This window comes from Oceanobacillus sp. FSL K6-3682 (assembly GCF_037976165.1).
Classification (GTDB): Bacteria; Bacillota; Bacilli; order Bacillales; family Amphibacillaceae; genus Oceanobacillus; species Oceanobacillus sojae.
This window is the reverse complement of the sequence record NZ_CP150263.1, coordinates 685,406-709,429: the sequence shown is the minus strand read 5'-3', so window position 1 is coordinate 709,429 and position 24,024 is coordinate 685,406. Positions and strand designations below refer to the sequence as shown.

Here is a 24,024-nt window from a genome sequence, read left to right as displayed (position 1 = left end):
CCTAATATCCTTTTGGATTATCTGCCACATCATTTACTGCGCGTGCAAATGCTTCACAGGCAGCATGACAGGCAGATTGACTTCCGGTTAGTAAGGCCCCTCCAAAGTTTGTTTCAGATGGTGGACCAAAGAATGCAGCCAGCCTCACATCTGCTGACTTCAACGCCATATCCAACGCATAAACAGCTTCCAATGGCGGAGCAATTAAATAAGCGATTGCTTCCCCTTCCGTTATATTTGCCTGCTTGGAAAGAAATGTTCCAGTCCTTGATACTAAGTGCGCAAAATAAGGAATAGAATCATCCTCATTGGCGCTGACAAAATAGGCATCATTCTCAATATAGGAAATTGCTGCATCTAATCCGCTTCTTACTTCTTCCGGATTATAGCCTGCCAGAATACCAATAACCTCTCCGGTTAATTTTGTGGTTGCATTGTCCGCACCGGCATACATTGATTCTGCATAAACCACCTCTACATCTGCTTTCTTTGTCGCTTCATCTAATGCTGTGTAGACAACATCATCAATATCTCCTGTCAGAATCCCGATGCTCCGCTGGTTGGGCAGTAGTTTTAATTCTTCTGCTAAATGCGCATCCACATTTGAAATCAGCTTCACGCCCAGAACCTGTGCATAAATTGCATCATCCTTCATGGTAAACCCTCCCTTTCTAAGCTTTATCGTCCAGCAACATATTCATTATTTCTTTAAAATCTCTTAGACCTTATTCAAATCAAGACCTGAAGCCTTTTTATCAATCATTTTTTTAATTAATTCCGCGATATGTGCTCCCGCTTCAACTGGAGGTGTACCGCCCTCGTGGATATTCGATATAACAGTACGTCTTGCTTCCGGCATGTCGACAGTCGGTTTATATGCGATGTAAGCACTCATTGATTCTGCTGTAACCAGACCGGGACGCTCACCGACAAGCAGACAGACAACGTCAGCTCCTGTTAATTCACCAATGACATCCATCGCCGGCACACGGCAATGCTTTATAAATAAATCATTCGTGGCGTCAATACCATGCAGATTCAGGCCCTGTTTGATAGCTGGCAAAGTATTTTCCAGATTTGCTTCGATGGAAGCCGAGCTCAAGCCGTCTCCTACAACAATTTGTACTTTAGGGTTACCGCAATGCGCTTTTATTTTTTCTTTCTCCTCATCAGAGAATTGCCTTCCTAAGTCAGGCCGGGTTACGTACTCATCCTTATCCTGACAGACAGTTGCAACAGGAAATAGATTATTTTCTTTGACAAAATCCTCACTGACATAAGAGAACACAGCATCCTGAGCAGCAGCGTGATCTGCTTTAAATCTTAATGCGCTGGAGGTCATATAGCGTGCGCCGCTCCGCCATACTCCCAATCGTGCAGGCGTTTTATCCTTCATATCCAAATATCCTTCTTCATCTGCCGGATTCGGTACAAGAAGTTCTTTCTTAATCAGTATTTCTGATATATCAGGCAGCACTTCCTCACTGACAGCATGATTTGTAATATCGGTTTGCTTTGATTTTGGTGTATGCTCCTCAGAAGCTTTGCTTTCTCCCGCCATTTCCAGGACAATCTTTTCAATCAGCGTTTTTAATTCTGGATCTGTAACCATCCTTTCTCCTCCTTACACTAAGAATAATGATGCGTCTCCTGCCTGCTTCGTTAATCTGCCGGATAAATCAATAACATCCATTTTTCGAAGCCACTCTTCAAATTCCTTAATTGGTTTCAGCTGCAGCAATTCCCGCAATGTCTGAATTTCATGATAGCCAAGACTTTGATAGTTCAACATGACATCATCGCCATGAGGAGCAGTGATTAAGAAATTAACTCCAGCCTGGGCAAGCAGTGTACTTAAAATCTCCATATCATCCTGATCTGCTTTCATATGGTTGGTATAACAAACATCCACGCCCATCGGAAGCCCGGAAAGCTTACCCATAAAATGGTCCTCTAATCCAGCCCGGATAACCTGCTTAGAATCGTATAAATATTCCGGCCCAATGAATCCTACAACTGTATTCACCAGGAAAGGCTCATAGGTTTTGCCAAACCCATAGCATCTGGCTTCCAAAGTGAGCTGGTCCACACCATGGTGGGCGTTAGAGGATAGTTCAGCTCCCTGTCCAGTTTCAAAATACATGACATTTGGTCCGGCTGCTGTTCCTTCACGCAAAGCAAGCTCTCTTGCCTCCGCAATTAGTTCGCCGCTTATTCCAAAAGCTGTATTTCCTTTTTCAGAGCCGGCAATAGATTGGAAGATTAAATCAGCAGGTGCGCCCTCCCGAATAGCCTGCATCTGTGTTGTTACATGGGCAAGCACACTATTCTGAGTAGGAATTGCATACTTATTTTTCACTTCTTCCAGACGATGGAACATCCGCTTCACACTTTCAAGCGTATCATCGACCGGATTCAATCCAACCACAGCGTCGCCAGATCCATATGCAAGACCTTCTAAAATGGATGCGACAATTCCGTCTTCATTATCAGATGGATGGTTTGGCTGTAATCTCGCTGATAAGGTTCCTTCTAATCCAATTGTCGTATTACAATGTGCTGTAACAGTTATTTTATTTCCTGCTGTAATCAAATCTAAATTGGACATCAGCTTGGTTACTGCTGCCACCATTTCTGAGGTCAGCCCTCTTGAAATTCTCCTGATATCATTTCCTGATGTATTATAATCAAGAATTTTCTCACGGAGCTCCTGTACAGTCCAACGCTTAATAGAATCATAGATTTTCTCATTCAAACTATCTTGAATAATCCTTGTAACCTCATCCTGCTCATAAGGGATAGCAGGGTTGTTCCGCAAATCCTCCAATGTTAAATTTGCTAAAACGACTTTGGCAGCGACACGCTCTTCTGCGGATTCTGCTGCAATCCCGGCCATCACATCCCCTGATTTTTCTTCGTTTGCTTTCGCCATTACTTCGTTGATTGATTTAAATTGATAGGTTCTTCCGAATAATACTGTACTCAAAATCATGCATATCCTCCTCTCGAAATTTGCAAAATAGCTTAATTAAATACGAGTGTTTTAATTACTACCGGCAATACACTCCCTTCTGCAAGCGGATGGCCAATGTCAATATAATCGCCATCTTCTACAAAAACACTATCAATACAAATGATTTCAATATCTTGCCCAAGCATTGTATAGAGCGTCTGGCCAAGCACTTTTCCAATATCCTTCTCTACAATAACAATGAGCGGAAGTCCTAAATTCAGATAACTTCTGGAACCCTTTATAATTTCTTCTGCCACTCTTGTGATATTTTTAAAACTCGATATTTCCCTGCCTGAAAAAGATATTGCCACACGCTGTTTCTCTTCCTCCAATTGGAATCTGCTTAAGTTTTCATCTGTATAAGCTGCGATGGAATGAAATTGGGCCATCTCTTTATCAGGAATTTTTACAACCGGGATATTTTTAATCGGAAATTGGTTTTGAGAATAATGAATAGTGCTTCCGCTAATTTCTGTCGTATGTGATCCAGCTCCAACAACTGTTGCCCGAATTAATTCTTTTGGTTCTACCAGCGTTAAGCGCTTCGTTAATGCAGATTCACTGATTGCTGCTCCCAGTAAAATGCCAATATCCCCAAACTTGAACACATCGCCTTCAACCGGCCAATAGATTGCCTCTGCAACACCTCCCGTAAATGAAATATGTGAAATATCCTCTTTGTATTGAATTCCTCTATGTGTCACTATTTTGCTAAAGGCCTCTGTCTGCGGCCGGATGCCTACGCTCTCCTCCAACAGATGTACCATACGCTCAATCAGCGGTTTAAATAAATTTTCTGTTGCTTTTTCTCCTACATAAATGGGCCATCCATTTTCTTTAATTAAGGCCTGGATTTTTTCTGAAATATATTCAATTTTTTTTGTTTCCTTATTTACCTTGACAAGTCTGCCACCGATATCTAAGCAGCCGGTTTCTACTATTTCTCCCCGTTGCATCACAGCCATATTGCTTGTTCCGCCGCCAACATCCAGATTGACGAGCTTCCCGGCGTGTTCTTTGGAATACCGGTGAAGTCCGGCTCCTTTCGCTGCAATAACACTTTCTAAGTCCGGCCCGGCAGTTGCAACAACAAAATCTCCAGCATATCCGCTCAAGCCCTGTAAAACCTCTTCTGCATTTTCTTTTCTGGCAGTCTCTCCAGTAATAATGACAGCGCCCGTTTGAATGCTTTCTTTGGCAATACCTGCTTTTTGATACTCACTCGCTACAAACTGCTCGATGCGGGATTGATCAATCCGCTTTCCTTCCAAAAGCGGGGTATCGATAATGTCACTCTTATATACAACCTTCTTATCAACAATCACAATGCGCGGGACATTAAAAGCAGAAGCTGTGTTCTCAATCTTCAGATGCGAGAATACAAGCTGTGTGGTCGAAGTCCCAATATCAATCCCGACACTTAAAACATTTTCAGCCATTTTCTCCTCCTCCCTTCTGTTAAGCTTTTAAAGGATATAAAAAAGCAAAGAAGCTTAAAGTATAAAAAATTGCACATAGCAATCCCATTTATACCTTAAGCTTCTTTGCTTTCGGATTCACTTATACATCATTGTACAGTGTCTGTTTAAATTGAAAGGTAACTTCCATACCCTTTTTCTGGCGATTAAATTGAATCGTTCCTTTCAACTTGTCTTTCACATAATTTTGAACGATAACTAACCCCAGGCTATTCTTTTTAATTTCATCGATTGAAAAGCCTATACCATTATCTGCAACGGTGATAAATACTGTGTCATCTTGTTTTTTCAAAGAAACCTTCAGCTTCCCATTGCTTTTCCCTATGAAAGCATGGTTATAACTGTTTTGTACGAGTTCATTCACAATAAGAGAAACAGATGTGGCGATTTCACTTCTGACAATAATAGATTCCTCTGCATCAAGACTTAATTCAAGGTTGTTTAAAAGCATATAGCTCCGATGCATATTATTCACAATAAATTTAATTACTTCGCTTAACTCTACTTTATCACCGAGCTGTCTTGCTAAAATATCGTGCGTAGCAGCAATCGACATTACCCGATTCATATTGTCTGATAAAATATGCTTAATTTCTTCATTCTCACTTCTTCTTTTCTCCATCCGCAAAAGAGAAGCCATTGTCTGCAAATTATTTTTTATGCGGTGATGCGTTTCCCGAATTGCCTCTGTCTTGGAAATAATTTCAGCTTCTTTGTTTTTCAATTGCGTAATATCCCTTAGAATAATCGCAAATTCCAGCTTATCATCCTCGAGAATAATCCGCTTCATCATATAAAATTTATCATCGAGCTCAATTTCCTTCATAAATGCTTTTTTATCATTTAAGACCAGATCACTATAAGGAATTTGATTGCCAAACAATTGATTATAATAAACTTCCTCCTGTAAACTGTCTTTTAAAATACTATCTGCTTTCTCATTTTGAAAAATCAGCCTGCTGGATGAGTCAAAAAAATAGATAGCATCATCAATATAGTTGTTTAATCGGGCAGTCATAACCATATAATCATTTTGTTCTTCTGTTCCATCCTTCTGCACTTCATGAAAAGGCGTTTCCATAATATATGTTCCAAGAATCTTGTCCTGATATTCAATGGCATATATATTTTGCCGGATAAACACATTTTCCTGTGTGAACGCTTTATATCCTTTCAGCTTTCCACCAGCCCGTGAAACCTTCCAGACCCCCGGTTCATTCATCTTCATTGCCGGCTGGCCTACAGGAGATTGCTCATAGAGTGATTCCTTCGATACAGGAAGAACATGATAAATAACGATGGAGGCAGTACTGTTCTTCAGAGGAACATCTATAAAAATATCACAATCAAAAATAGTTGCCAGTTCATCCAGAGCATGCGCTTTCTGATAAATAATTTCAATCTCTTTATCTGTCATTTCTGTATACTTCTTGCATAATTCCATAATTTTATCTATTTGTTTATTCATAAACAATAGCTATCGTCCTTGCAACTTCACTGATGGACTTCCTTCCATCCATACTCATTTTCCGGAGAAGCTTATAAGCCTCCTGCTCATCCAGATTTCTCTCTTTCATTAATAAACCCTTAGCTATATCAATAATCTTCCGGTCTTCCAGCTTTTGAGATACTTCCTGCACCTGCTTTTCCAGGGACTGGATCTTTTCTGCCCGTGATAAGCACATTTCCACTGTCGGAATAAATGATTTTTCATCCAGCGGCTTCACTAAATATCCAAGAGCCCCAATTTCTCTTGCTTTTTTCACAAATGCTTCATCGTAAAAAGCAGTAAGCAGCAATATACCTCCGGCAATCTTGTCATACATGATCTTCTTACTGGCCTTGAGTCCATCCAGTACAGGCATTTTTATATCCATGATAACGAGATCTGGACGTTGTTCCTGACAAACATCAATTGCTTCAAATCCGTCGGAAGCCTGTCCTACTACATTGTACCCGGCTTCTTCCAAAAGCTCCTGCAAATCCATCTTTGTAATAGGTTCATCATCGACTATCACAATTTTTTCATTCATATCCATACTCCTTAAACAGTATAATTCATTGTTGATTATTGATTATTGAAGAATTTAATAAGACTTCAGCCGTAAAAAATGCAAAAAAGGGGCATGAAAAAGATACATTCTTTTCCAAAGCCCCTTTGCTTTTATCATCAACTAACTGCATTCATTTGATTACTTATGCACGCCATTGTGCTTCTACAACCATTATATATTTGAAAGCACTTTCTTGCAAGCCTCTTTTACACTGAAGTCAATCCGCATAATTATCTTATCTTTTTTAAAATAGCTGTGATATCCTGAGGGGCCGGTTTAACAGGGTTCATATTTGTGCAGCTGTCGTTTAATGAAGCCTCTGCAATTTCTCTTTCTATCTCATCATTGTATTCCAATTGATATTCTTTTAAATTGGCAGCAATGTCTAACTTTTTCCGGAGCTTCTCTATTTCTTTAATAAGGCTTCTTACTCCGCTGGCATGATTTGCTGCAGGAAGATTCAATAACCGGGCAAGCATTGCATATCTTTCTGCTGCCGGAGTTATATACTGATGGTGATTTTGATGGATACCTGCATTAAAAGCAATGACGTGCGGGAGTAAAATAGCATTCAGACGGCCATGTGGAACATGAAACCTTGCCCCGCTGGCATGAGCAATACTATGATTGATCCCTAAACCGGCCGTATTAAATGCAAAACCAGCCAATGTAGAAGCATGATGAACTTTTTCCTTTGCTTCTTCGTCCTGTTCATTTTGATAGGATTTTGGCAAATAATCAAACAACAGACGAATGGCCTTCTCCGCCATGGCATCTGAAAAATCATTGGCATTTTTCGCAACATAAGCCTCTACAGCATGTGTTAAGGCATCCATCCCTGTATCAGCCACAATCGGTTTAGGGACAGTTTTCACAAGCTCTACATCTAAAATAGTCGTCTCCGGAATAAGAGAATCTGCTGTTAACGGGTACTTTACTCCTTTATTTTGATCCGTTATAACAGAATAGGAGGTTACTTCCGACCCTGTGCCGCTTGTTGTTGGAATAGCAAGAAGCGGGAGCTGGTCAATAGAATATACCTTCCTGGCGATATCCTTCATCGCTTTTGCCGCATCCATTGCCGATCCTCCGCCAATGGCAATGACAAAATCAGGCTCAAAATCCTTCATTGCCTCTACACCGGCAGCAACATTCTCTATCGGCGGATCAGGCACAACATCCGTAAATAACCGCCACACATTATCTCCTTCTGAAAGATACCCTTCTATTTTCTCCAAAATCTCTGTTTCTTTTAAAAAGGGATCCACAACAATGAAAATCCGTTTAGCACTAACTGTTTTCAAATAATCCAAAGCGTTCTTCCCGTAGTAAATATCCGTTTGAAAAGCCACCTTTTTCAAGAAAACTCCTCCTCATTTTTTGGCATAAAAAAAGGCAGAGGAGCTCTACAGAATTTATCATTCTGCAAAGCTCCTCTGCTTTTAAAACTACACGTCTTTGTGTTACCTGTAGTGTACTATTAATCTGTTAACCTTGTCAATTTTAATTTAGAAGCTGGAAGGTTCACCACTTCTTTGGAGCGAATCTTCCAGCATGGAAGGTATTACCTCTTTGTAATTACCTCTGTCCGAGCTGGTTACTTCTGCGTAACGATGCAGCCCCACGATCCATGTAAGGCTTTTTCAGCCTGCTGCATTGCAAGGCTCCCGAATGCTTAACAAACTTTTGGTTTCGCACAAACCAAAGTAAGTAGCGGCAATAAATGCTGTACATAGCACTTCTCGCTCTATACACATTAAAAAAACCCTCACCTGTCTTAAGTTGAGAGCAGCAAATAGAATTCAATTTGTATTCATTGAATTACCAGTATGCATCTCCTTTTCCCAGAAGGCAGCTGTGCATATTACTTTGGCAAGTCTCCTGACTCATGGCTGTCATCCACTCCGCCTTCCCGGAAGTATCCAGTGGCAATATAGAGTGAACCTACCATTTACAGTGGCCGGACCGTTCAGGATTTTCACCTGATTCCTTTTTAATCATTTACAGCATTGTAAATGAACCAAAATAAATTCCATATAAGTTTGTTAGATTTATTATATATCAGTTTCATACTTTTTCAAAGGAAAAGTTATCCCGGCTCTTTTCAACACAAAGACCAGGCATTCTAAATGCCTGGTCTTAACCCTATTTAATTAATATAACGATATGCCATCAGCTGATTCAGCATTTCAATTTCTTCTTGCAGCTTAGCTCCGATATTGGTTTCCCTGACCTTTTTCCGTTCCAGCTCTTTGTCTACCACCCGCCGGACAGATAAAACATCAGCACCATTTAATACAACATCTTCTTTTGAATTAAAATGCTGATGGGCAACGAGCTGCATTCCAAATGAATTATATAGTAAAGTATAGCCGGCGATACCTGTCGTAGATTGATAGGCTTTTGAGAACCCGCCGTCGATAACAATCATTTTCCCGTTTGCTTTAATTGGATTCTCGCCATCTATTTCTTTTACTGGTGTATGTCCATTAATAATATGCCCCTGACTTGGGTCCAGTTCAAATTCTTCCAGCATCTTACGGCACATTTCCACATTCTCACGTAAATAATAGTATGGATTTTTTTCTTCTTTATGAGATACCTTATCCGAAATAAAGTAACGTTCAAAAGTGGTCATAGCCCGTTTACCGAAGAGTGAAGAATATTCTCCTGTCCATAAATACCACACCATATCCGTCGCTAAATCATCTGTCAATTCTTTATGTGCAAAAGCATGGCGCAAATAAGACTCAAATTTATCCAGCAATTCTCTTCCCTTGTATGCTTTTCCCTCAATCTCCATCTGCTCCATATTTCCATTTTCATCAACAGGAATACAGCCATGAATTAATAGGTTTCCATTATATTTCAGATACAGACTTCCTTTTTTCATCAGGAAGTTCATATGCCTTTTCAGCTTCTCTGATTGCTGTACCGAGAGCAGAAGCTTATCAATGACTTCCTCTTCCTCTGGTAACAGCTTGGCAGGATCAGACGGGTCAATGGTAGAAAAACATGTGTTTTCCAGCGGATAAGTCTTCCCATATACCGTGATTTCCTGTTTCTCGTAATCCGTTTTTTCTAATACCAGCCTTTCTTCCATATTAAAGAAAGAACGACGTTTAATAATCGGGCTTTCCAGCTTAAACTGGATCATGGCAATTGCTTGGTGAATCTTCGTAATCTGTAATTTTTCCTGATCCGTAATATTCTGATCTGAATGTTTTTTAGGACGGAAAGCTGGATTATCTCCATAATACTTTTCCGCCAGGTTAAGTAATGGGCGTAAGTTAATACCATAAGCATCCTCTATGATATCTAAATTATCATAACGGGCACAGATTCGAATAATATTGGCCAGACAAACCTTAGAGCCTGCATATGCGCCAATCCAAAGCACATCATGATTGCCCCATTGGATATCAATCGAATGGTATCCAATCAGTGTTTCCATAATTTTATCGGGCTCTGGTCCACGATCATAGATATCTCCAACAACATGCAGGTGATCTACGACAAGACGCTGCGTTGTATAGGATAAGCCAATAATCAGCTTCTCTGCCTGACCAAGCGAGATAATTTTTTGAACAATCTTCTCATAATATGGCTTCTTATTTGTATATTCATCCGTCTTATACAAAAGCTCTTCAATAATATAGACAAATTGCTCCGGCAATGCCTTACGCAGCTTTGAACGTGTATATTTGGAGGAAGCATAGGAAATTAAATGAATCATATGATGAATTTTCTCTGCATACCATTCGTCTAACGCCTGCTTTGAATTAAATTGATGTTTAATAAGCTTCAGTTTATCTTCCGGGTAATAAACCAGCGCAGCAAAATCATTAATATCTTCCTCTGATAAGGTATCTTTAAAAATATCATTTATCTTCTCTCTTACTTTACCGGAACCGTTCCGGAGCACATGTTGAAAAGCTTGATATTCCCCGTGTAAATCACTTACAAAATGCTCCGTCCCCTTTGGCAAATCTAAAATTGACTCTAAATTGATAATCTCTGTAACTACCTTCTCTTCGCTATCATATTTCTCCGCTAATAAATCAAGGTATTTTGTATTCAATTCCCAAATCCCCCTTTAATTATGCCATATTATTTCTAAATAGTATAACACTTTCGAACGAGAATTGCAGTAATTATCAGAAGAGCGCCCTCCATCATAATCATTTAAATATCATTGTATACGCCTTCTGAAAAACACCGCCTGCTTCTAATTGATTAATTCCAAACTTTTCTTTTAAATCTCCTGTTGTATCATGTGTATCTGCAACACCGTACCATGGTTCAATACATAGAAATGGAGCTATGCTATTTTTTTCTTTATTATATTTAGACCAGATTCCAACAAAAGGAAAGTCAGTAAACCCTACCTCTATACCATGATTTGATTTTGCAGAAACAAGTTCAATTTGATCTATATGACTGTATATCATCGCATCCTTTGCAAACAGCTCCGGTTGCACCCGGGTATCCGACAAATTAGTACGGACTCCTTTCTCTTGAATCAGTGCATTTTCCAATTCATATTCCATGACTTCTTTATTTGGAGCAGGTGTAAATTTTAAGTGGTAGTCCTCTAACCCTTCATTTTCTATAAGCGGAATTCGGAAAGCAGGATGTGCGCCAATTGAAAAATACATCTCTCCACTATTTTGGTTTTCAATTTTCCAATCAACGGAAAGAGAATTCTGATTCAGCGTATAGGTGATAACCGCTTTAAATTCATATGGATAGATATCTTTAAAACGCCCATTAGAAGCCATTTCAAATGAAGCATTCTCCCCAGAGTGTGTGCTCAGCTCAAAATCAATATCTCTTAAAAATCCGTGCTGCGACATCTCATATGTTTTCCCTTCAAGCTGATATTGATCCTCTTTCAAACGGCCGACGATCGGAAATAGTACTGGTGACACGCGTCCCCAATATGCGCTGTCTCCTGTCCACATATAATTAATTTTATTTTTCTTATGCTCTACAGCCTGTATTTCCGCGCCATTACTGTCTATTTCAACTTTTAACCAATCATTTTCGATTATTTGCTTCACTTTACTTCATCCCTTCTAATTATAAAGACTTGATAGAAAAGTATCTCTATCCTTCATCTTAATCTGCGGAATATAGGCTGTCTAGTCTGACTTTACGTTATTATTTGATTGAGTATATTTCTTATTTCCATCATTATAGTTATCACCAGCCTGTTTTAACAAAATCCTCTTGCAGATTTAATCAATCAATTGTAAAATAAAACTTAATTAATTAAATTAATAAAATAACATAATTTATTTTTAGAATTTTGTAGCTATTTATATCCATTGTGTTCAAATCCGTAAAATGCGAATGTTTATAGCAAAAGTTTGATAATTGCACAACGTCAAAAATATGTATGGATATAAACTGCTTACTTTAAATAATAAGGAGGTCCCGATGGTAAATTTAACAAAACTATTCCAAAAAACTTTTAATACATCGGATGTACCGAGAAAATTCTTTGCTCCAGGACGTATCAATCTTATTGGTGAGCATACTGATTACAATGGCGGGCATGTTTTTCCAGCATCTATCTCACTTGGTACGTATGCTCTCGGGAGAAAACGTACAGATAATACATTTCGATTTTATTCATTAAATTTCTCTGAAAATGGTATCATTGAATGTACACTGGATGAGCTTTCTTTTCAACAGAAGCATGCTTGGGCTAATTATCCTAAGGGGATGATTCAATATATAGTGGATCAAGGGTATGCGTTAGACTCTGGTGCGGATATTTTATTTTATGGCAATATCCCCAATGGTGCAGGCCTCTCCTCTTCAGCATCTATTGAATTAGCAACCGGTGTTTTATTAGAAGGACTTTTTCATTTAGAGATTAACCGCATAGAAATGATTCAAATCGGCCAGAAAGTCGAAAATAAATACATTGGTGTCAACAGCGGAATCATGGATCAATTTGCTATTGGAATGGGAAAAAAAGATAACGCAATATTGTTAGACTGTCAGACACTGAATTATCAGTACGCGCCTATCGCGTTACAGGACCATATTATTATCATTATTAATACGAATAAACAGCGGACCCTGGCAGGTTCTAAATATAATGAACGATTCACTGAGTGCAAAGAAGCATTAGCAGAGCTTCAAAAAAGTCTCCCTATCCAGAGTCTCGGTGAATTATCAACAAAACAGTTTGAAGATAACAAACACGCTATTACGAATAAAATCCATCAAAAACGCGCCAGGCATGCTGTCTATGAAAACGCACGTACACTGCGGGCTTTCGAAGAGCTGCATAAAGGTAATTTGACCGCTTTTGGAGCTTTGATGAATGAATCACATCGTTCTCTGCAGAATGATTATGAAGTGACTGGTCTTGAACTGGATACAATTTTGCATGCTGCCTGGGAGCAGGAAGGTGTTATCGGTGCCCGTATGACAGGGGCAGGTTTTGGCGGCTGTGCTATTGCTATTATCCATCAGGACTTTGTTGATAATTTTAAGCTGAATGTTAATCAAATCTATCAAAATATCATTGGCTATGACGCTACATTCTATCTAGCTTCCATTGCAGATGGAGCGAAAGAAATTATGGAAGGAGAAATCCTATGAGTATTTTAGTTTTAGGCGGAGCTGGTTATATTGGTTCTCATGCGGTGTATCAGTTAATTGACCAAGGACAACAGGTTGTTGTTGTCGATAACTTGGAAACCGGTCATCCAGAAGCTATTCACCCAAAGGCTATCTTTTATCAGGGAGATATACGTAATATCTCTTTTCTTCGTGAAGTATTTACCAAGGAATCGATTGATGCTGTCCTTCATTTTGCTGCAAACTCCTTAGTTGGAGAATCGATGGAAAATCCGCTAAAGTATTTTGATAATAATGTGTACGGTACACAAATCTTATTGAAGGTGATGATAGAGCATAACGTGAAAAAAATCGTCTTCTCTTCCAGTGCTGCAACCTACGGTGAAGCAGCATCCATGCCAATTACAGAAGAAATGGACTGTCTTCCTGCAAATACCTACGGTGAAACTAAGCTCATCATGGAGAAGCTCATGAAGTGGACAGCACAGGCGCATGATTTAAATTATATTTCTCTTCGCTATTTTAATGTTGCCGGCGCCAGAGAAACAGCTGAGATTGGTGAGGACCATACTCCAGAGACACATTTGATACCTATTATTTTACAAACGGCTCTGGGGCAGAGAGAACATATTTCTATTTTTGGTGATGATTATGAAACAGCGGATGGTACATGTATCCGAGATTATATCCATGTGGAGGACCTTATCGAGGCGCATTTGCTAGCCTTGGAGTACTTAGACAATCATGAAAAGAGCGATATCTTTAACTTAGGGAGCAGTCAAGGATTTTCAGTAAAAGAAGTGATTGCCGCAGCAAGATCTGTCACAGGGATCGATATCACTGAAAAAATGAGTGGACGCCGGGCAGGTGATCCTGCCATGCTTATTGCCAGCTCTGAAAAAGCAAAAAGCATACTCGAATGGAATCCATCCCGCACATCTATTGAAAAAATGATACGGGATGCATGGAATTGGCATAGTGCAAATCCACATGGATACAGTGGAAGAGGAAATATAAAATGATTTACTCCATCATCGAAGGGCTTATCCAGCAATCCACAAAAAATGGGTTAATCGAATCCGCTGATCAAATTTATGTGCGTAATCAGGTTATTGCTTTATTAAATCTAGAATCCATACCCGAAGAAATGCCAGAAGCGTTACAGGATACTATCCCTAATCTATTAGAAGAAGTCCTAGCCTACGCTGTAGAACAGCAGCTGATTGAAGACATTTTTGATGAAAAAGAGATATTTGCTGCAAATATAATGAATTGCTTCGTTGCCCGTCCTTCTGAAATACAAGCAGCCTTTTATAAAAAATATGAAGCATCTCCGAAAGCAGCAACCGATTATTTTTACAACTTAAGTAAGAACAGTAATTATATACAGATGAACCGGATTAAGAAAAATATCCACTTTAAAGCAGAAACAGCTTACGGCAAGCTCGATATAACCATTAATTTGTCCAAACCGGAAAAAGACCCTGAACAATTAAAACGGGAAAGGCAAATGAAGCAATCCATTTCTTATCCAAAATGTTTATTATGTGTGGAAAATGAAGGCTACAAGGGCAGAGTCGGTTATCCTGCCCGGGCTAATCACCGTTTAGTGAAGGTTCCTTTAGGCGATGAAAACTGGTATTTTCAATACTCCCCCTATGTTTATTACAATGAGCATAGTATCGTATTATCTGAAAAGCACCGGGATATGAAAATTAATCAGGATACATTTGAAAGGCTTGTTACTTTCACAGAAAAGTTCCCACATTATTTTATTGGCTCCAATGCTGATTTACCGATTGTTGGCGGTTCGATTCTAAGCCATGATCATTATCAGGCGGGAAATTATGAATTTACCATGACAAATGCCGAGACTGCCTTTTCTATTGATCTGCAGCGTTATTCTGATGTAACTGCATCCATTTTAAACTGGCCATTGTCCGTTATCCGTCTGCATAGCAAAAATAAAAAAGCTCTGCTGTCTCTGGCAAATCACATCCTGCAAACATGGAAATATTATGATGATAAACAAGCCGGCATTCGAGCTTTTTCTGAGGACATACCTCATAACACCATTACACCAATTGCAAGAATGCGGGATAACAGCTATGAGCTTGATCTTGTTCTGCGTAATAACCGGACTTCAGACGAGCACCCTCTGGGCATTTTTCATCCTCATAAAGATGTTCATCATATTAAGAAGGAAAATATAGGTTTAATTGAAGTGATGGGTCTTGCCGTATTACCTCCGCGTTTAAAAGATGAGCTTATCGAAATCCAGCATTTTTTATGTGGAGAGGCATCTAATATAGAGGCCTATCATCAAGAATGGGCAGAGCAGATTAGACAGAATTATGGTATCTGCTCAAATTTTGAACAGGCAGGTATGATTATACAAAGGGAACTCGGCCAGAAATTTACAAAGGTATTGGAAGACGCAGGAGTTTTTAAAGAGAAAGAAGCATTTAAAAGGTTTATTAAAGTATTAAATACCCCTAGTTGAATACTGTCGTTATTTCCCGGGAAATGTTGAAAGAGGGATAATATTGTAAAAAGTGGACGAAGCTTATATGCGTCGTCCACTTTTCACCATGAAAGCTAATCATTCCTGCCTTCAAAATTATAATAATACAGTATGTCTTTTCTTATTTACGAAATAAACCATTTCCTTAAAGCCAATTTGTCTTAATGTTTCTTGTACCTCTTTATAATCATCGCCAATCCTGGAAGGAACATGTGAGTCTGAGCCAAAGGAAATATCTACTCCATAATGATGGGCTCTTTCCAATATTTCATGAGATGGGTACCAGCCGCCACAATCTTTATTTTTACCAGATGTATTTACTTCAATGGCAACTCCTTCATCAGCAATCACCTTCAATGTCTCATCTATAATTGGTGTCTTTTCATCATGAAAATCTAATAGAAATCCCTTCATTGCATCAATATGACCCAGAACCTGAAACATACCGCTCTTTGCAGATTGCTGTATCAAACGGTAGTAAGATTCTTTTTCCTCCAGACGTTCTTGTTTCGATAAATTATCCCATCTGCCTCTTTGAAAAATACTTTTACCATGAACAAAATGTACAGAGCCAATAATATAGTCAAAAGGATACTGCTTATATTTTTCTTTATACAACGCTTCATACTCCGGAAAATAATCACTTTCCATTCCTAATAGCACATGAATTTTATCCTGATATTTTTCCTTTAGTGACAATATTTCCTTTACATAGTTGTTCAGTTCACTCTTGGCCATAGCTATTCCGGGATGAAGCTGATCTTCATCTGCATAAAAATATGGAGAATGATCAGAAATGCCTATGTAATGAAGCCCTCGATCGATAGCTGCTTGAATATAATCTTCTATTTTTCCTTCTGCATGTCCACAGCGGTCATGATGTGAATGTAAATCAAAGATAATATTTGTCATATAGTTTGCTCTCCCTTTCCATACTTTTCATTTAATTATATCCTATTAATACTTTCCTTTGTTATATTCATTTCAATTAAGCTACTAGTGTGCTTTATCTTTTTTTCTTCGCCTTCAAAAAAATTTCACAACAAAAAACTACCATCCGCATAACAGATGATAGTTCTTCGTAAATTACCGTTTTTCAAACTGTAAGTTATATGATTTTCTGTCTACCTCTTTATTGAATCGGAATATCTGATCCGTTTATCTGTCTGACTAACCTGCAATCGGATAGATTACCTCGCTGTATTCTAAAGAAACACTCTGAGCGCCAAGCATAATTGTCTTCGTATAAACATTATTTCCAGCCCCCAGACGAAGACGGATATTTGCGTTACCTTCTGATGCACCATTACCGACCCGCATAGTCACTGTGACCTCAGCTTCTCCCGATTCATCCGCTTCTAAAATACCAATGCTTTGGTAGCCATAGCTGTTGCCCGGCCAGCTTCCATCTTCATTCTGTATTTGTGAAACAGCTTTCCCGCCGTCAAGATAAATTTGCATTTCCGCATTTTCGATAACTTGACCAGGTTCCATATCCGTTAATGTTATCGTTGCTTCAAATGGCGTACCATCAACAGGAACTTCCTCCTGTGTCTCAATATTATATATGATATCTTTCGGCGGACTCACTTCAGATCCAAAAGCACCATCAGCAAATGTCGACGGTTCATACCATAAGTAGCCCTCCGCAGGCTTTCTCCATGGTTCATTTTCAGGCTCCGAAGAATTTTCTGGTGTCTCCATATCTAAAATTGGAGACGGCTCATCTAAAGGAATATCCACCTCAGAAAAAGCCTGATAATCCTCTTGATCCGCCAGCCAATTCACGATATTGACCAGTAACAGACCATTATCTGCATCCGTAAATCCATCATAGGTACGCTTCGTCTCTCCATGCTCTTCGTTCCGATACTTCGGTGTACTGTCCTCTACTGGAGAAGAATCTCCAATAAACGCAGACTTTCCATCTCCTTTTTTTCCTATAGCTGTAAACGGACCTTCATCTGTTCCACCGCCAAAATAAACACCCTGATCGACAGCATTGTTCCATTTATTTTCACCTTCTGTTAAACCTTCAGGCAAATACACAATACCTTTGGCAATTTCAGGATTCGTTACAGCCAGCGTAGACCCTGCATGAATAGTTACTTCACCGATACCTTCTGTTATGCCAAAAGCCTCCGATGAAGGAACGATGTCGTCTCCTATCGTATTATCAATTGCATTAAACCGGAAGCGGACTCCGAATTCTTCACTCAGCCAATCGGTGCTCTCCACTCCATTCATTGCTTCCTGCTCTCCGATGTTCATTCCCTTTGTCGGATCTTCATATGCTCCTCGCCGCCAGCCATTCATGATTTCATTCGAGTCCCAGCGATTGAAATTTCGATCAGCATTATAATGATCGGCTATAAAGAAGACACCTCCACCATTATCAGCAAATGCTGCAATCGCATCTTGTTCAGACGTCTTAAAAGGAATTTGTGCTTCTGGAATAACAAGTACATTGAAATCTTCCAAATTTTCCAGTGATAAAGGTTCTGTACTTCGATGCTCCTGAACAACGTATCCTTCTTCAACCAATGCGTCAGCAAAATCAGAAAATGCTCCATCAATTACCCAGTCAGATTGCCCTGCAGTTTGACCATGACTATTGTCAAACAGAACTTTCATCCCATTCGGCTCTTCAGGATTCAGTACAGGAGCTGGATCATTGGGACCTTCTGCCGCAGCAATACTTCCAAATGTTAATAACAACACAAAAGACAAGGCTGACATCGTCCATCTCAAGGCATACTTCATTCTACACATACCTCCCAATTAATTTTTGAAAACGCTTTCTATAATGTTCTATTATAACAAAATAGTCAAAAAATAACATTACTTTTACAAAACTTTAATATTTTACATTTAAAACAAACATTATGTCATAATTTACTTTTTTTTAGCAAAATTATATGTATTATTTGACATATTCCATGTTATAATTATGTAGAATTTCGAAATAATAGGTAATCGAATCTATTACCCATATTTTTTACTAGGAGGTTTTATCAATGACGTGGAAGAAAACAGGCATTTTTCTGTTTGTCGTATCCTTATTATTTTTAGCTGCATGCGGTAGTTCAGATGATTCGGCTGACGGCGATAACTCATCAGATGGCGATACATACGTACCCGATTCACTGACAGTACAATTTGTTCCTTCTCAAAATGCGGAAACTTTAGAGGCAAAAGCAAAACCTTTAGAAGATTTACTGGAGAATGAGCTGGATATTGATGTTACTGTAAGTGTTTCAACAAATTATAACTCTGTTGTCGAAGCATTGGCTTCCGAGCAAATTGATGTAGGATTCCTGCCGCCGAATGCATATGTGCAGGCACATGACGAATACGGTGCAGCAGATGTAATACTGCAGTCTCAGCGTTACGGTGTAAATGACGACGGTACAAACACAGATGAACTTGTAGACTCTTATTACTCTATGTTTATTGCAAAATCTGATTCCGATATTGACAGCATAGCTGACTTGAAAGGTAAAACCATTGCGTTCCAGGACATCACTTCTTCAGCTGGTTATGTTTGGCCTGCTGCTGCTTTGATGGATGAAGGAATTGATCCTTTAACAGATGTGAAACCGCTAACTCTTCAGGGTCACGATGCCGCTGTTACGGCAGTACTTAATGGAGAAGCAGATGCTGCGGCCATTTTCCAGGATGCGCGTAATGTTGTTTTATCTGATTTCCCTGATGTATTTGAAGATACAAAAGTTATTGCTCATACAGAACTTATTCCAAACGATACAATTGCTGTCCAAACAAACATGGATGAGGAATGGAAAGAAAAAATCAAGCAGGCATTTATCAACGTCGGTGAGTCCGAAGAAGGCCGGGAAATTGTTCGTGACATTTACACACACGAAGGCTATGTTGAATCTCAGGATTCCAATTTTGATATCGTCCGTGAATATTCAGAGCGTATTCAAGAACAGTAGAAACAACTTACTGTTCCTATAGAAAACCTTTAGCTTTATAAAAAAAGCTTCATGTAAGATATGATTAACAGACGTAACTTCTACATGCAGTTATAACGTAATTGATTATCAAGCTGATTAAAGCTTTATAGTATCATTCCTGAAAGGATGTCTAAAAGGGTAAATCCTTTTTATTCATCCTTTTTAAAATTTGTCAGCATTTTTTAACATTTTCCCGCATCTTGTGTATATGGGAATCTGCACACAGTCAGCCTATGGCGGCTATCTCTGATAAGAAAGTTGGGTAAATATGATTGAATTAAATGACGTTTCAAAAGTCTACTCGAATGGTGTAAAAGGATTAGACGACGTTAATCTAAAAATTAATAAAGGTGAATTTGTATCGATTGTCGGTTTATCAGGCGCGGGTAAATCTACACTGCTCCGCTCGATAAACCGTCTCATTGATATTTCTTCCGGTGATATAAAAATAGATGAAAAATCTATCACATCTGCATCGGAAAAGCAGCTGCGCCTGATCCGCAGAGACATCGGAATGATTTTTCAAAGCTTCAATCTTGTAAAGCGTTCCAGTGTGCTGCGCAATGTTCTCTCCGGACGTGTTGCTTACAATAATACTTTGCGGACACTTTTAAATCTATTCCCGCAAAAGGATGTTGACCTGGCCCTGAAAGCGTTAGAAAGAGTAAATATATTGGATAAAGCCTATACAAGATCCAGTGAACTATCCGGTGGACAGCAGCAGCGTGTTTCCATTGCCCGTACGCTGGCTCAGGAAGCAAAAATAATTCTGGCTGACGAGCCGACAGCATCACTTGATCCAGTAACCACCAAACAGGTAATGGATGATCTGAAGAAAATCAATACAGAAGATGATGTTACAGTAATTATCAACCTGCATTTTGTCGACCTGGCAAAAGAATATTCCACAAGGATAGTTGGCCTTCAGGCAGGAAAGGTTGTCTTCGATGGCACGCCGGAAGAAGCTACTCCAGAGGTTTTTGAAGAAATTTACGGCCGCTCACTGAAAGAGGATGAATTGCTCGGGGAGGAAAACCTATGATGGACACAAAACTGAATGGACCCCTCCCAGCAAAGCCATCAAGGTGGCCATTTTACTTTTTTCTCATTGGTCTGTTTGCAATTGTGTTAATTAGTGCCATTTATATTGGAGCAAATCCGCTTACTTTTATCCAGAACAGCGACAATATGGTTGATTTATTTGTCAGAATGTTTCCGCCTGCCTGGTCGTATATAGCAACAACAACGCCAGCCATGCTGGAGACAATCCGTATGGCTCTCTTAGGAACAACTATCGGGATGATTTTTTCCATTCCTATTATGTTCCTGTGTGCACGTAATATTTTTGGGCTTCGTTGGCTGGTGGAATTATCACGAATTGGTTTAAACATTTTACGTACCATTCCTGATCTGCTTTTAGCTGCTATTTTTGCAGCAATTCTCGGGTTCTCTCCTCTCGCAGGGATTGTCGCGTTATCTATTTTTTCGATTGGTATTATTGCAAAGCTATCCTTTGAAGCAATTGAAAATATTGATAACGGACCATTGGAATCAATGACTGCGGTAGGCGCAAATAAACTGCAATGGATTGCTTTCGGCGTTGTCCCGCAAATACTGCCGCATTTTGTTTCCTATGTGCTTTATACGTTTGAAATTAATATCCGTGCTGCAGCAATTCTTGGTTTGGTCGGAGCTGGCGGTATTGGGGTCTTCTATGACCGCGCACTTGGTTTTTTCGCCTACGATCAGGTTCTGGCGCTGATTCTGTACACCTTAGTCGTTGTTATTATCATTGATTTAATTAGTTTGAAGATAAGGGAGAAACTGCTATGAGTCAACGTGATCAACTAAAAAAAGCACGCGCCAGGAAAAGAGGAAAAATCGCAATTATTCTTATCGGCCTGATTGCTATATACGTCTGGGCAATCTCCGGAATTGAGTTCAGAGGTATTCAAGAAACAGCGGGACCTGTTACGAAAAATATATTAAAAGGCTTTATTTCTCCGGATTGGAGCTATGTATATAGTCCTGACGGTGAAGATTTAATCCGGGGACTGCTGGAAACCTTGGCTATTGCCATTGCCGGTATTTTCCTGTCTATTATTCTTGCGGTTCCTGTCGGGCTTTGGGCAGCCAAAAATTTAAGTAAAAGCTTTATCACTTCCCAAAGTGGAAAAGGGGTATTGAGCTTTTTCCGTACACTTCCGGATATCATTCTCGCCCTTCTTTTTATCAAGGTAGTCGGACCTGGTGCATTTGCAGGGATGCTGGCACTTGGTATTGGAGCGATGGGGATGCTGGGTAAATTATATGCAGAGGAAGTAGAAGCTATGGATCCGGGACCTGTTGAATCGATTGCGGCTGTTGGAGGGAATAAATTGCAGCAGCTTGCTTTTGGAGTCATTCCTCAAGTATTGCCAGGTTTTATTTCCGCAACACTCTATCGTTTTGAAATCAATATGCGTTCTGCAGCTACATTAGGGCTCATTGGTGCCGGTGGAGTCGGTACAGCATTAATTTTTGCCATCCAGGGCAGGAGCTGGGACCGTGTTGGTATCATTCTCATCGGAATTGTTGTAGTCGTATTAATCGTCGACCTGCTTTCCAGTGCATTGAGAAAGAGAATTACTTAAGAACGATTTAATTAACCTCCTCCCATAGATCATACGTAAGTAGATTTATGGGAGGAGACTTCTTATACCAGCCTTATTCAAGGACGAAAGGAGCGTGTATTTTTTTGAAAAAGAAAAAAATCGTTATTTTATTTACAAGTGATGTCCACGGCAAAATTTCACCATATAACAGCCAGGACAAAAGCTATGATGGCAAAGGTTATGCCAAAGTATCCTCTGTCATAAATACTGTAAGAAAAGAAGAAGAAAATGTAATTGTCATTGATAATGGAGATATGCTGCAGGGCACGCCGCTTTCGCATTACATGCTTGCAGAGAAAGAGGATAACAGTCAAATTCATCCGGTAATTTCTGCCTGTAATACCATTCAATATGATGCGGCTGTTATCGGTAATCATGAATTCAATTATGGCCGGGAGAAGCTGGAAAAAGCCGTGAACGATTCGAGCTTCCCATGGTTATCCGCTAATATTGTAAAAAAAGGAACAACAGATCCTTATTTTGGTACACCATATATGATTAAAAAATTCGATGATCTGACTGTTGGTATCCTTGGATTAACAACCAAGAATATTCCTGTTTGGGAACCGGACCGCCATATTGATTGTTTTGATTTTTTGGATCCGGTGGAAACTGCAAAAAAATGGATAAGCTATTTAAAGGATGAGGAGCAGGCAGATGTTGTCGTTATTGCCTACCACGGCGGTTTTGAGCATGATCCTGTAACCGGACAATATCTTGCTGTCAGCAATGGTGAAAATCAAGGGAATGAGTTACTGGCATGCCTTCCTGATCTGGATGTATTAATTACCGGCCATCAGCATTTGATTTATCAAGCCGTCACAGAATCTGGCATAGCAGTTGTTCAATCTGGAACAAAGGGAGAATTCGTCGGCCGCATCGATCTGGACCTTGAAAAGAAACAGCAAGAAGAGCCTTATACAATAGCAGACCAGGAAACATCGCTTATTCCAGTTGAAGATGCCGCAGCAGATGAGAAGATTTTATCAGATATTAAAGAGATCGAAAATGAAGTAGACGATTGGCTCGATGAAACATTAACAACTATATCTGACCCGTCTACGATGCAAATTGAGGATCCGCTGAAGGATGTATGGGTCAAGGAACATCCTATGATTGAATGGGTCAATAAAACCTTTTTGAAAATCACTGGAGCGGAAATGGCCTCAACAGCCTTTTTCCTCACACAGGGTATGACATTCAGCAATACACTTACCAGAAGAGATATACATGCATTCTATCCGTTTGCCAATACATTAGTCGTGATGGAGGCAGCCGGAGAAGAAATCCGGTCCTCTCTTGAGTTCAGCGCATCCTTTCTAACATTGGACGCAGACGGCCTTCCTGCGATAAGTGAGTCTTGGAAATATCCGCGTTTACTCAGCTATAACTATGATATGTGGGAAGGAATTCAGTATACTGTTAATCTACGTAAGCCAAAAGGTGAACGGATTACTTCTCTTACATTTAACGGAGAAGCACTGGATCCAAACAAAAAATACCGCGTAGCGACAAGCAGTTACCGTGCAAGTGGTACAGGCGGCTATGATATGTTTGGCGAGGATAAAATTATTAAAGAATTTCCATTTGGCGTAACGGAAATGCTGATTGAGGAACTGGAAAATACAGAGGAGTTTATTCCGACAACCAATCAAAATTGGAAGGTATTGAAGTAAAGTAGTTTTGTATTAAAAATGCCGGTTGTTTCTATTTGCAGAAACAAC

At 39.5% G+C, this 24,024-nt stretch carries 19 protein-coding genes and 1 riboswitch; of the genes, 8 read left to right on the top strand and 11 right to left on the bottom strand.

What is annotated here, in order from left to right:
* Position 1 precedes the first annotated feature (1 nt).
* From eutL to MHH51_RS03595, 9 genes are all read right to left on the bottom strand, one after another.
* Positions 2-655: an ethanolamine utilization microcompartment protein EutL gene (eutL, locus tag MHH51_RS03635; RefSeq protein ID WP_339284531.1), complete on the bottom strand. Its 654-nt coding sequence runs from the start codon at positions 653-655 to the stop codon at positions 2-4.
* A 63-nt stretch (positions 656-718) separates the two neighbouring features.
* A complete protein-coding gene (eutC, locus tag MHH51_RS03630) occupies positions 719-1,612 on the bottom strand; it encodes an ethanolamine ammonia-lyase subunit EutC (protein ID WP_339284529.1) in 894 nt (297 codons plus the stop codon).
* Between the two features lie 12 nt (positions 1,613-1,624).
* Positions 1,625-2,992: an ethanolamine ammonia-lyase subunit EutB gene (locus tag MHH51_RS03625; RefSeq protein WP_147209357.1), complete on the bottom strand. Its 1,368-nt coding sequence runs from the start codon at positions 2,990-2,992 to the stop codon at positions 1,625-1,627.
* A 32-nt stretch (positions 2,993-3,024) separates the two neighbouring features.
* Positions 3,025-4,452 carry an ethanolamine ammonia-lyase reactivating factor EutA gene (gene eutA, locus MHH51_RS03620; protein ID WP_156985786.1) on the bottom strand — a complete coding sequence of 476 codons (1,428 nt, stop codon included), beginning with the start codon at positions 4,450-4,452 and terminating at the stop codon, positions 3,025-3,027.
* 121 nt (positions 4,453-4,573) lie between these two features.
* On the bottom strand, positions 4,574-5,959 hold the full coding sequence (locus tag MHH51_RS03615) for a histidine kinase N-terminal domain-containing protein (protein WP_147209354.1): 1,386 nt from the start codon (positions 5,957-5,959) through the stop codon (positions 4,574-4,576).
* Positions 5,952-6,524 (bottom strand): response regulator, encoded by a 573-nt coding sequence (locus MHH51_RS03610; RefSeq protein WP_147209352.1) that lies wholly within the window; start codon positions 6,522-6,524, stop codon positions 5,952-5,954. Before MHH51_RS03610 ends, MHH51_RS03615 begins: the two co-directional genes overlap by 8 nt.
* A gap of 251 nt (positions 6,525-6,775) precedes the next feature.
* Positions 6,776-7,906 (bottom strand): 1-propanol dehydrogenase PduQ, encoded by a 1,131-nt coding sequence (locus MHH51_RS03605; protein WP_147209351.1) that lies wholly within the window; start codon positions 7,904-7,906, stop codon positions 6,776-6,778.
* Positions 7,907-8,398: 492 nt separating this feature from the next.
* Positions 8,399-8,585, bottom strand: a riboswitch (cobalamin riboswitch).
* 109 nt (positions 8,586-8,694) lie between these two features.
* A complete protein-coding gene (locus MHH51_RS03600; protein ID WP_147209349.1) occupies positions 8,695-10,626 on the bottom strand; it encodes a fructose-1,6-bisphosphatase in 1,932 nt (643 codons plus the stop codon).
* A 100-nt stretch (positions 10,627-10,726) separates the two neighbouring features.
* Positions 10,727-11,608: an aldose 1-epimerase family protein gene (locus tag MHH51_RS03595; protein ID WP_339284524.1), complete on the bottom strand. Its 882-nt coding sequence runs from the start codon at positions 11,606-11,608 to the stop codon at positions 10,727-10,729.
* Between the two features lie 379 nt (positions 11,609-11,987).
* Between MHH51_RS03595 and MHH51_RS03590 the strand changes: the two genes are divergently transcribed.
* The 3 genes from MHH51_RS03590 to galT are packed head-to-tail and all read left to right on the top strand — an operon-like array spanning position 11,988 to position 15,648.
* Positions 11,988-13,166: a galactokinase gene (locus MHH51_RS03590; protein WP_339284523.1), complete on the top strand. Its 1,179-nt coding sequence runs from the start codon at positions 11,988-11,990 to the stop codon at positions 13,164-13,166.
* Entirely contained in the window at positions 13,163-14,167 is a 1,005-nt protein-coding gene (gene galE / locus MHH51_RS03585) for a UDP-glucose 4-epimerase GalE (RefSeq protein WP_147209345.1), read from the top strand. Before MHH51_RS03590 ends, galE begins: the two co-directional genes overlap by 4 nt.
* On the top strand, positions 14,164-15,648 hold the full coding sequence (galT, locus tag MHH51_RS03580; protein WP_339284522.1) for a UDP-glucose--hexose-1-phosphate uridylyltransferase: 1,485 nt from the start codon (positions 14,164-14,166) through the stop codon (positions 15,646-15,648). The genes galE and galT overlap by 4 nt, the downstream gene beginning before the upstream one ends.
* Positions 15,649-15,765: 117 nt before the next feature.
* On the opposite strand, the gene MHH51_RS03575 is transcribed toward galT, so the two are convergent.
* Positions 15,766-16,572: a histidinol-phosphatase gene (locus MHH51_RS03575; protein WP_339286246.1), complete on the bottom strand. Its 807-nt coding sequence runs from the start codon at positions 16,570-16,572 to the stop codon at positions 15,766-15,768.
* Between the two features lie 267 nt (positions 16,573-16,839).
* Positions 16,840-18,432: a DNA-binding protein gene (locus MHH51_RS03570; protein WP_339284521.1), complete on the bottom strand. Its 1,593-nt coding sequence runs from the start codon at positions 18,430-18,432 to the stop codon at positions 16,840-16,842.
* Positions 18,433-18,686: 254 nt separating this feature from the next.
* Between MHH51_RS03570 and MHH51_RS03565 the strand changes: the two genes are divergently transcribed.
* From MHH51_RS03565 to MHH51_RS03545, 5 genes are all read left to right on the top strand, one after another.
* Positions 18,687-19,625, top strand: coding sequence for a phosphate/phosphite/phosphonate ABC transporter substrate-binding protein (locus MHH51_RS03565; protein WP_339284519.1), 939 nt, complete (start codon positions 18,687-18,689; stop codon positions 19,623-19,625).
* Between the two features lie 289 nt (positions 19,626-19,914).
* A complete protein-coding gene (phnC, locus tag MHH51_RS03560) occupies positions 19,915-20,688 on the top strand; it encodes a phosphonate ABC transporter ATP-binding protein (RefSeq protein ID WP_077604718.1) in 774 nt (257 codons plus the stop codon).
* Positions 20,688-21,479 (top strand): phosphonate ABC transporter, permease protein PhnE, encoded by a 792-nt coding sequence (phnE, locus tag MHH51_RS03555; RefSeq protein WP_139344923.1) that lies wholly within the window; start codon positions 20,688-20,690, stop codon positions 21,477-21,479. The genes phnC and phnE (MHH51_RS03555) overlap by 1 nt, the downstream gene beginning before the upstream one ends.
* Positions 21,476-22,279 carry a phosphonate ABC transporter, permease protein PhnE gene (gene phnE / locus MHH51_RS03550; RefSeq protein ID WP_147209339.1) on the top strand — a complete coding sequence of 268 codons (804 nt, stop codon included), beginning with the start codon at positions 21,476-21,478 and terminating at the stop codon, positions 22,277-22,279. The genes phnE (MHH51_RS03555) and phnE (MHH51_RS03550) overlap by 4 nt, the downstream gene beginning before the upstream one ends.
* A gap of 104 nt (positions 22,280-22,383) precedes the next feature.
* Complete coding sequence (locus tag MHH51_RS03545; RefSeq protein ID WP_339284517.1) at positions 22,384-23,976, top strand: bifunctional UDP-sugar hydrolase/5'-nucleotidase; 1,593 nt, start codon at positions 22,384-22,386, stop codon at positions 23,974-23,976.
* Positions 23,977-24,024 lie beyond the last annotated feature (48 nt).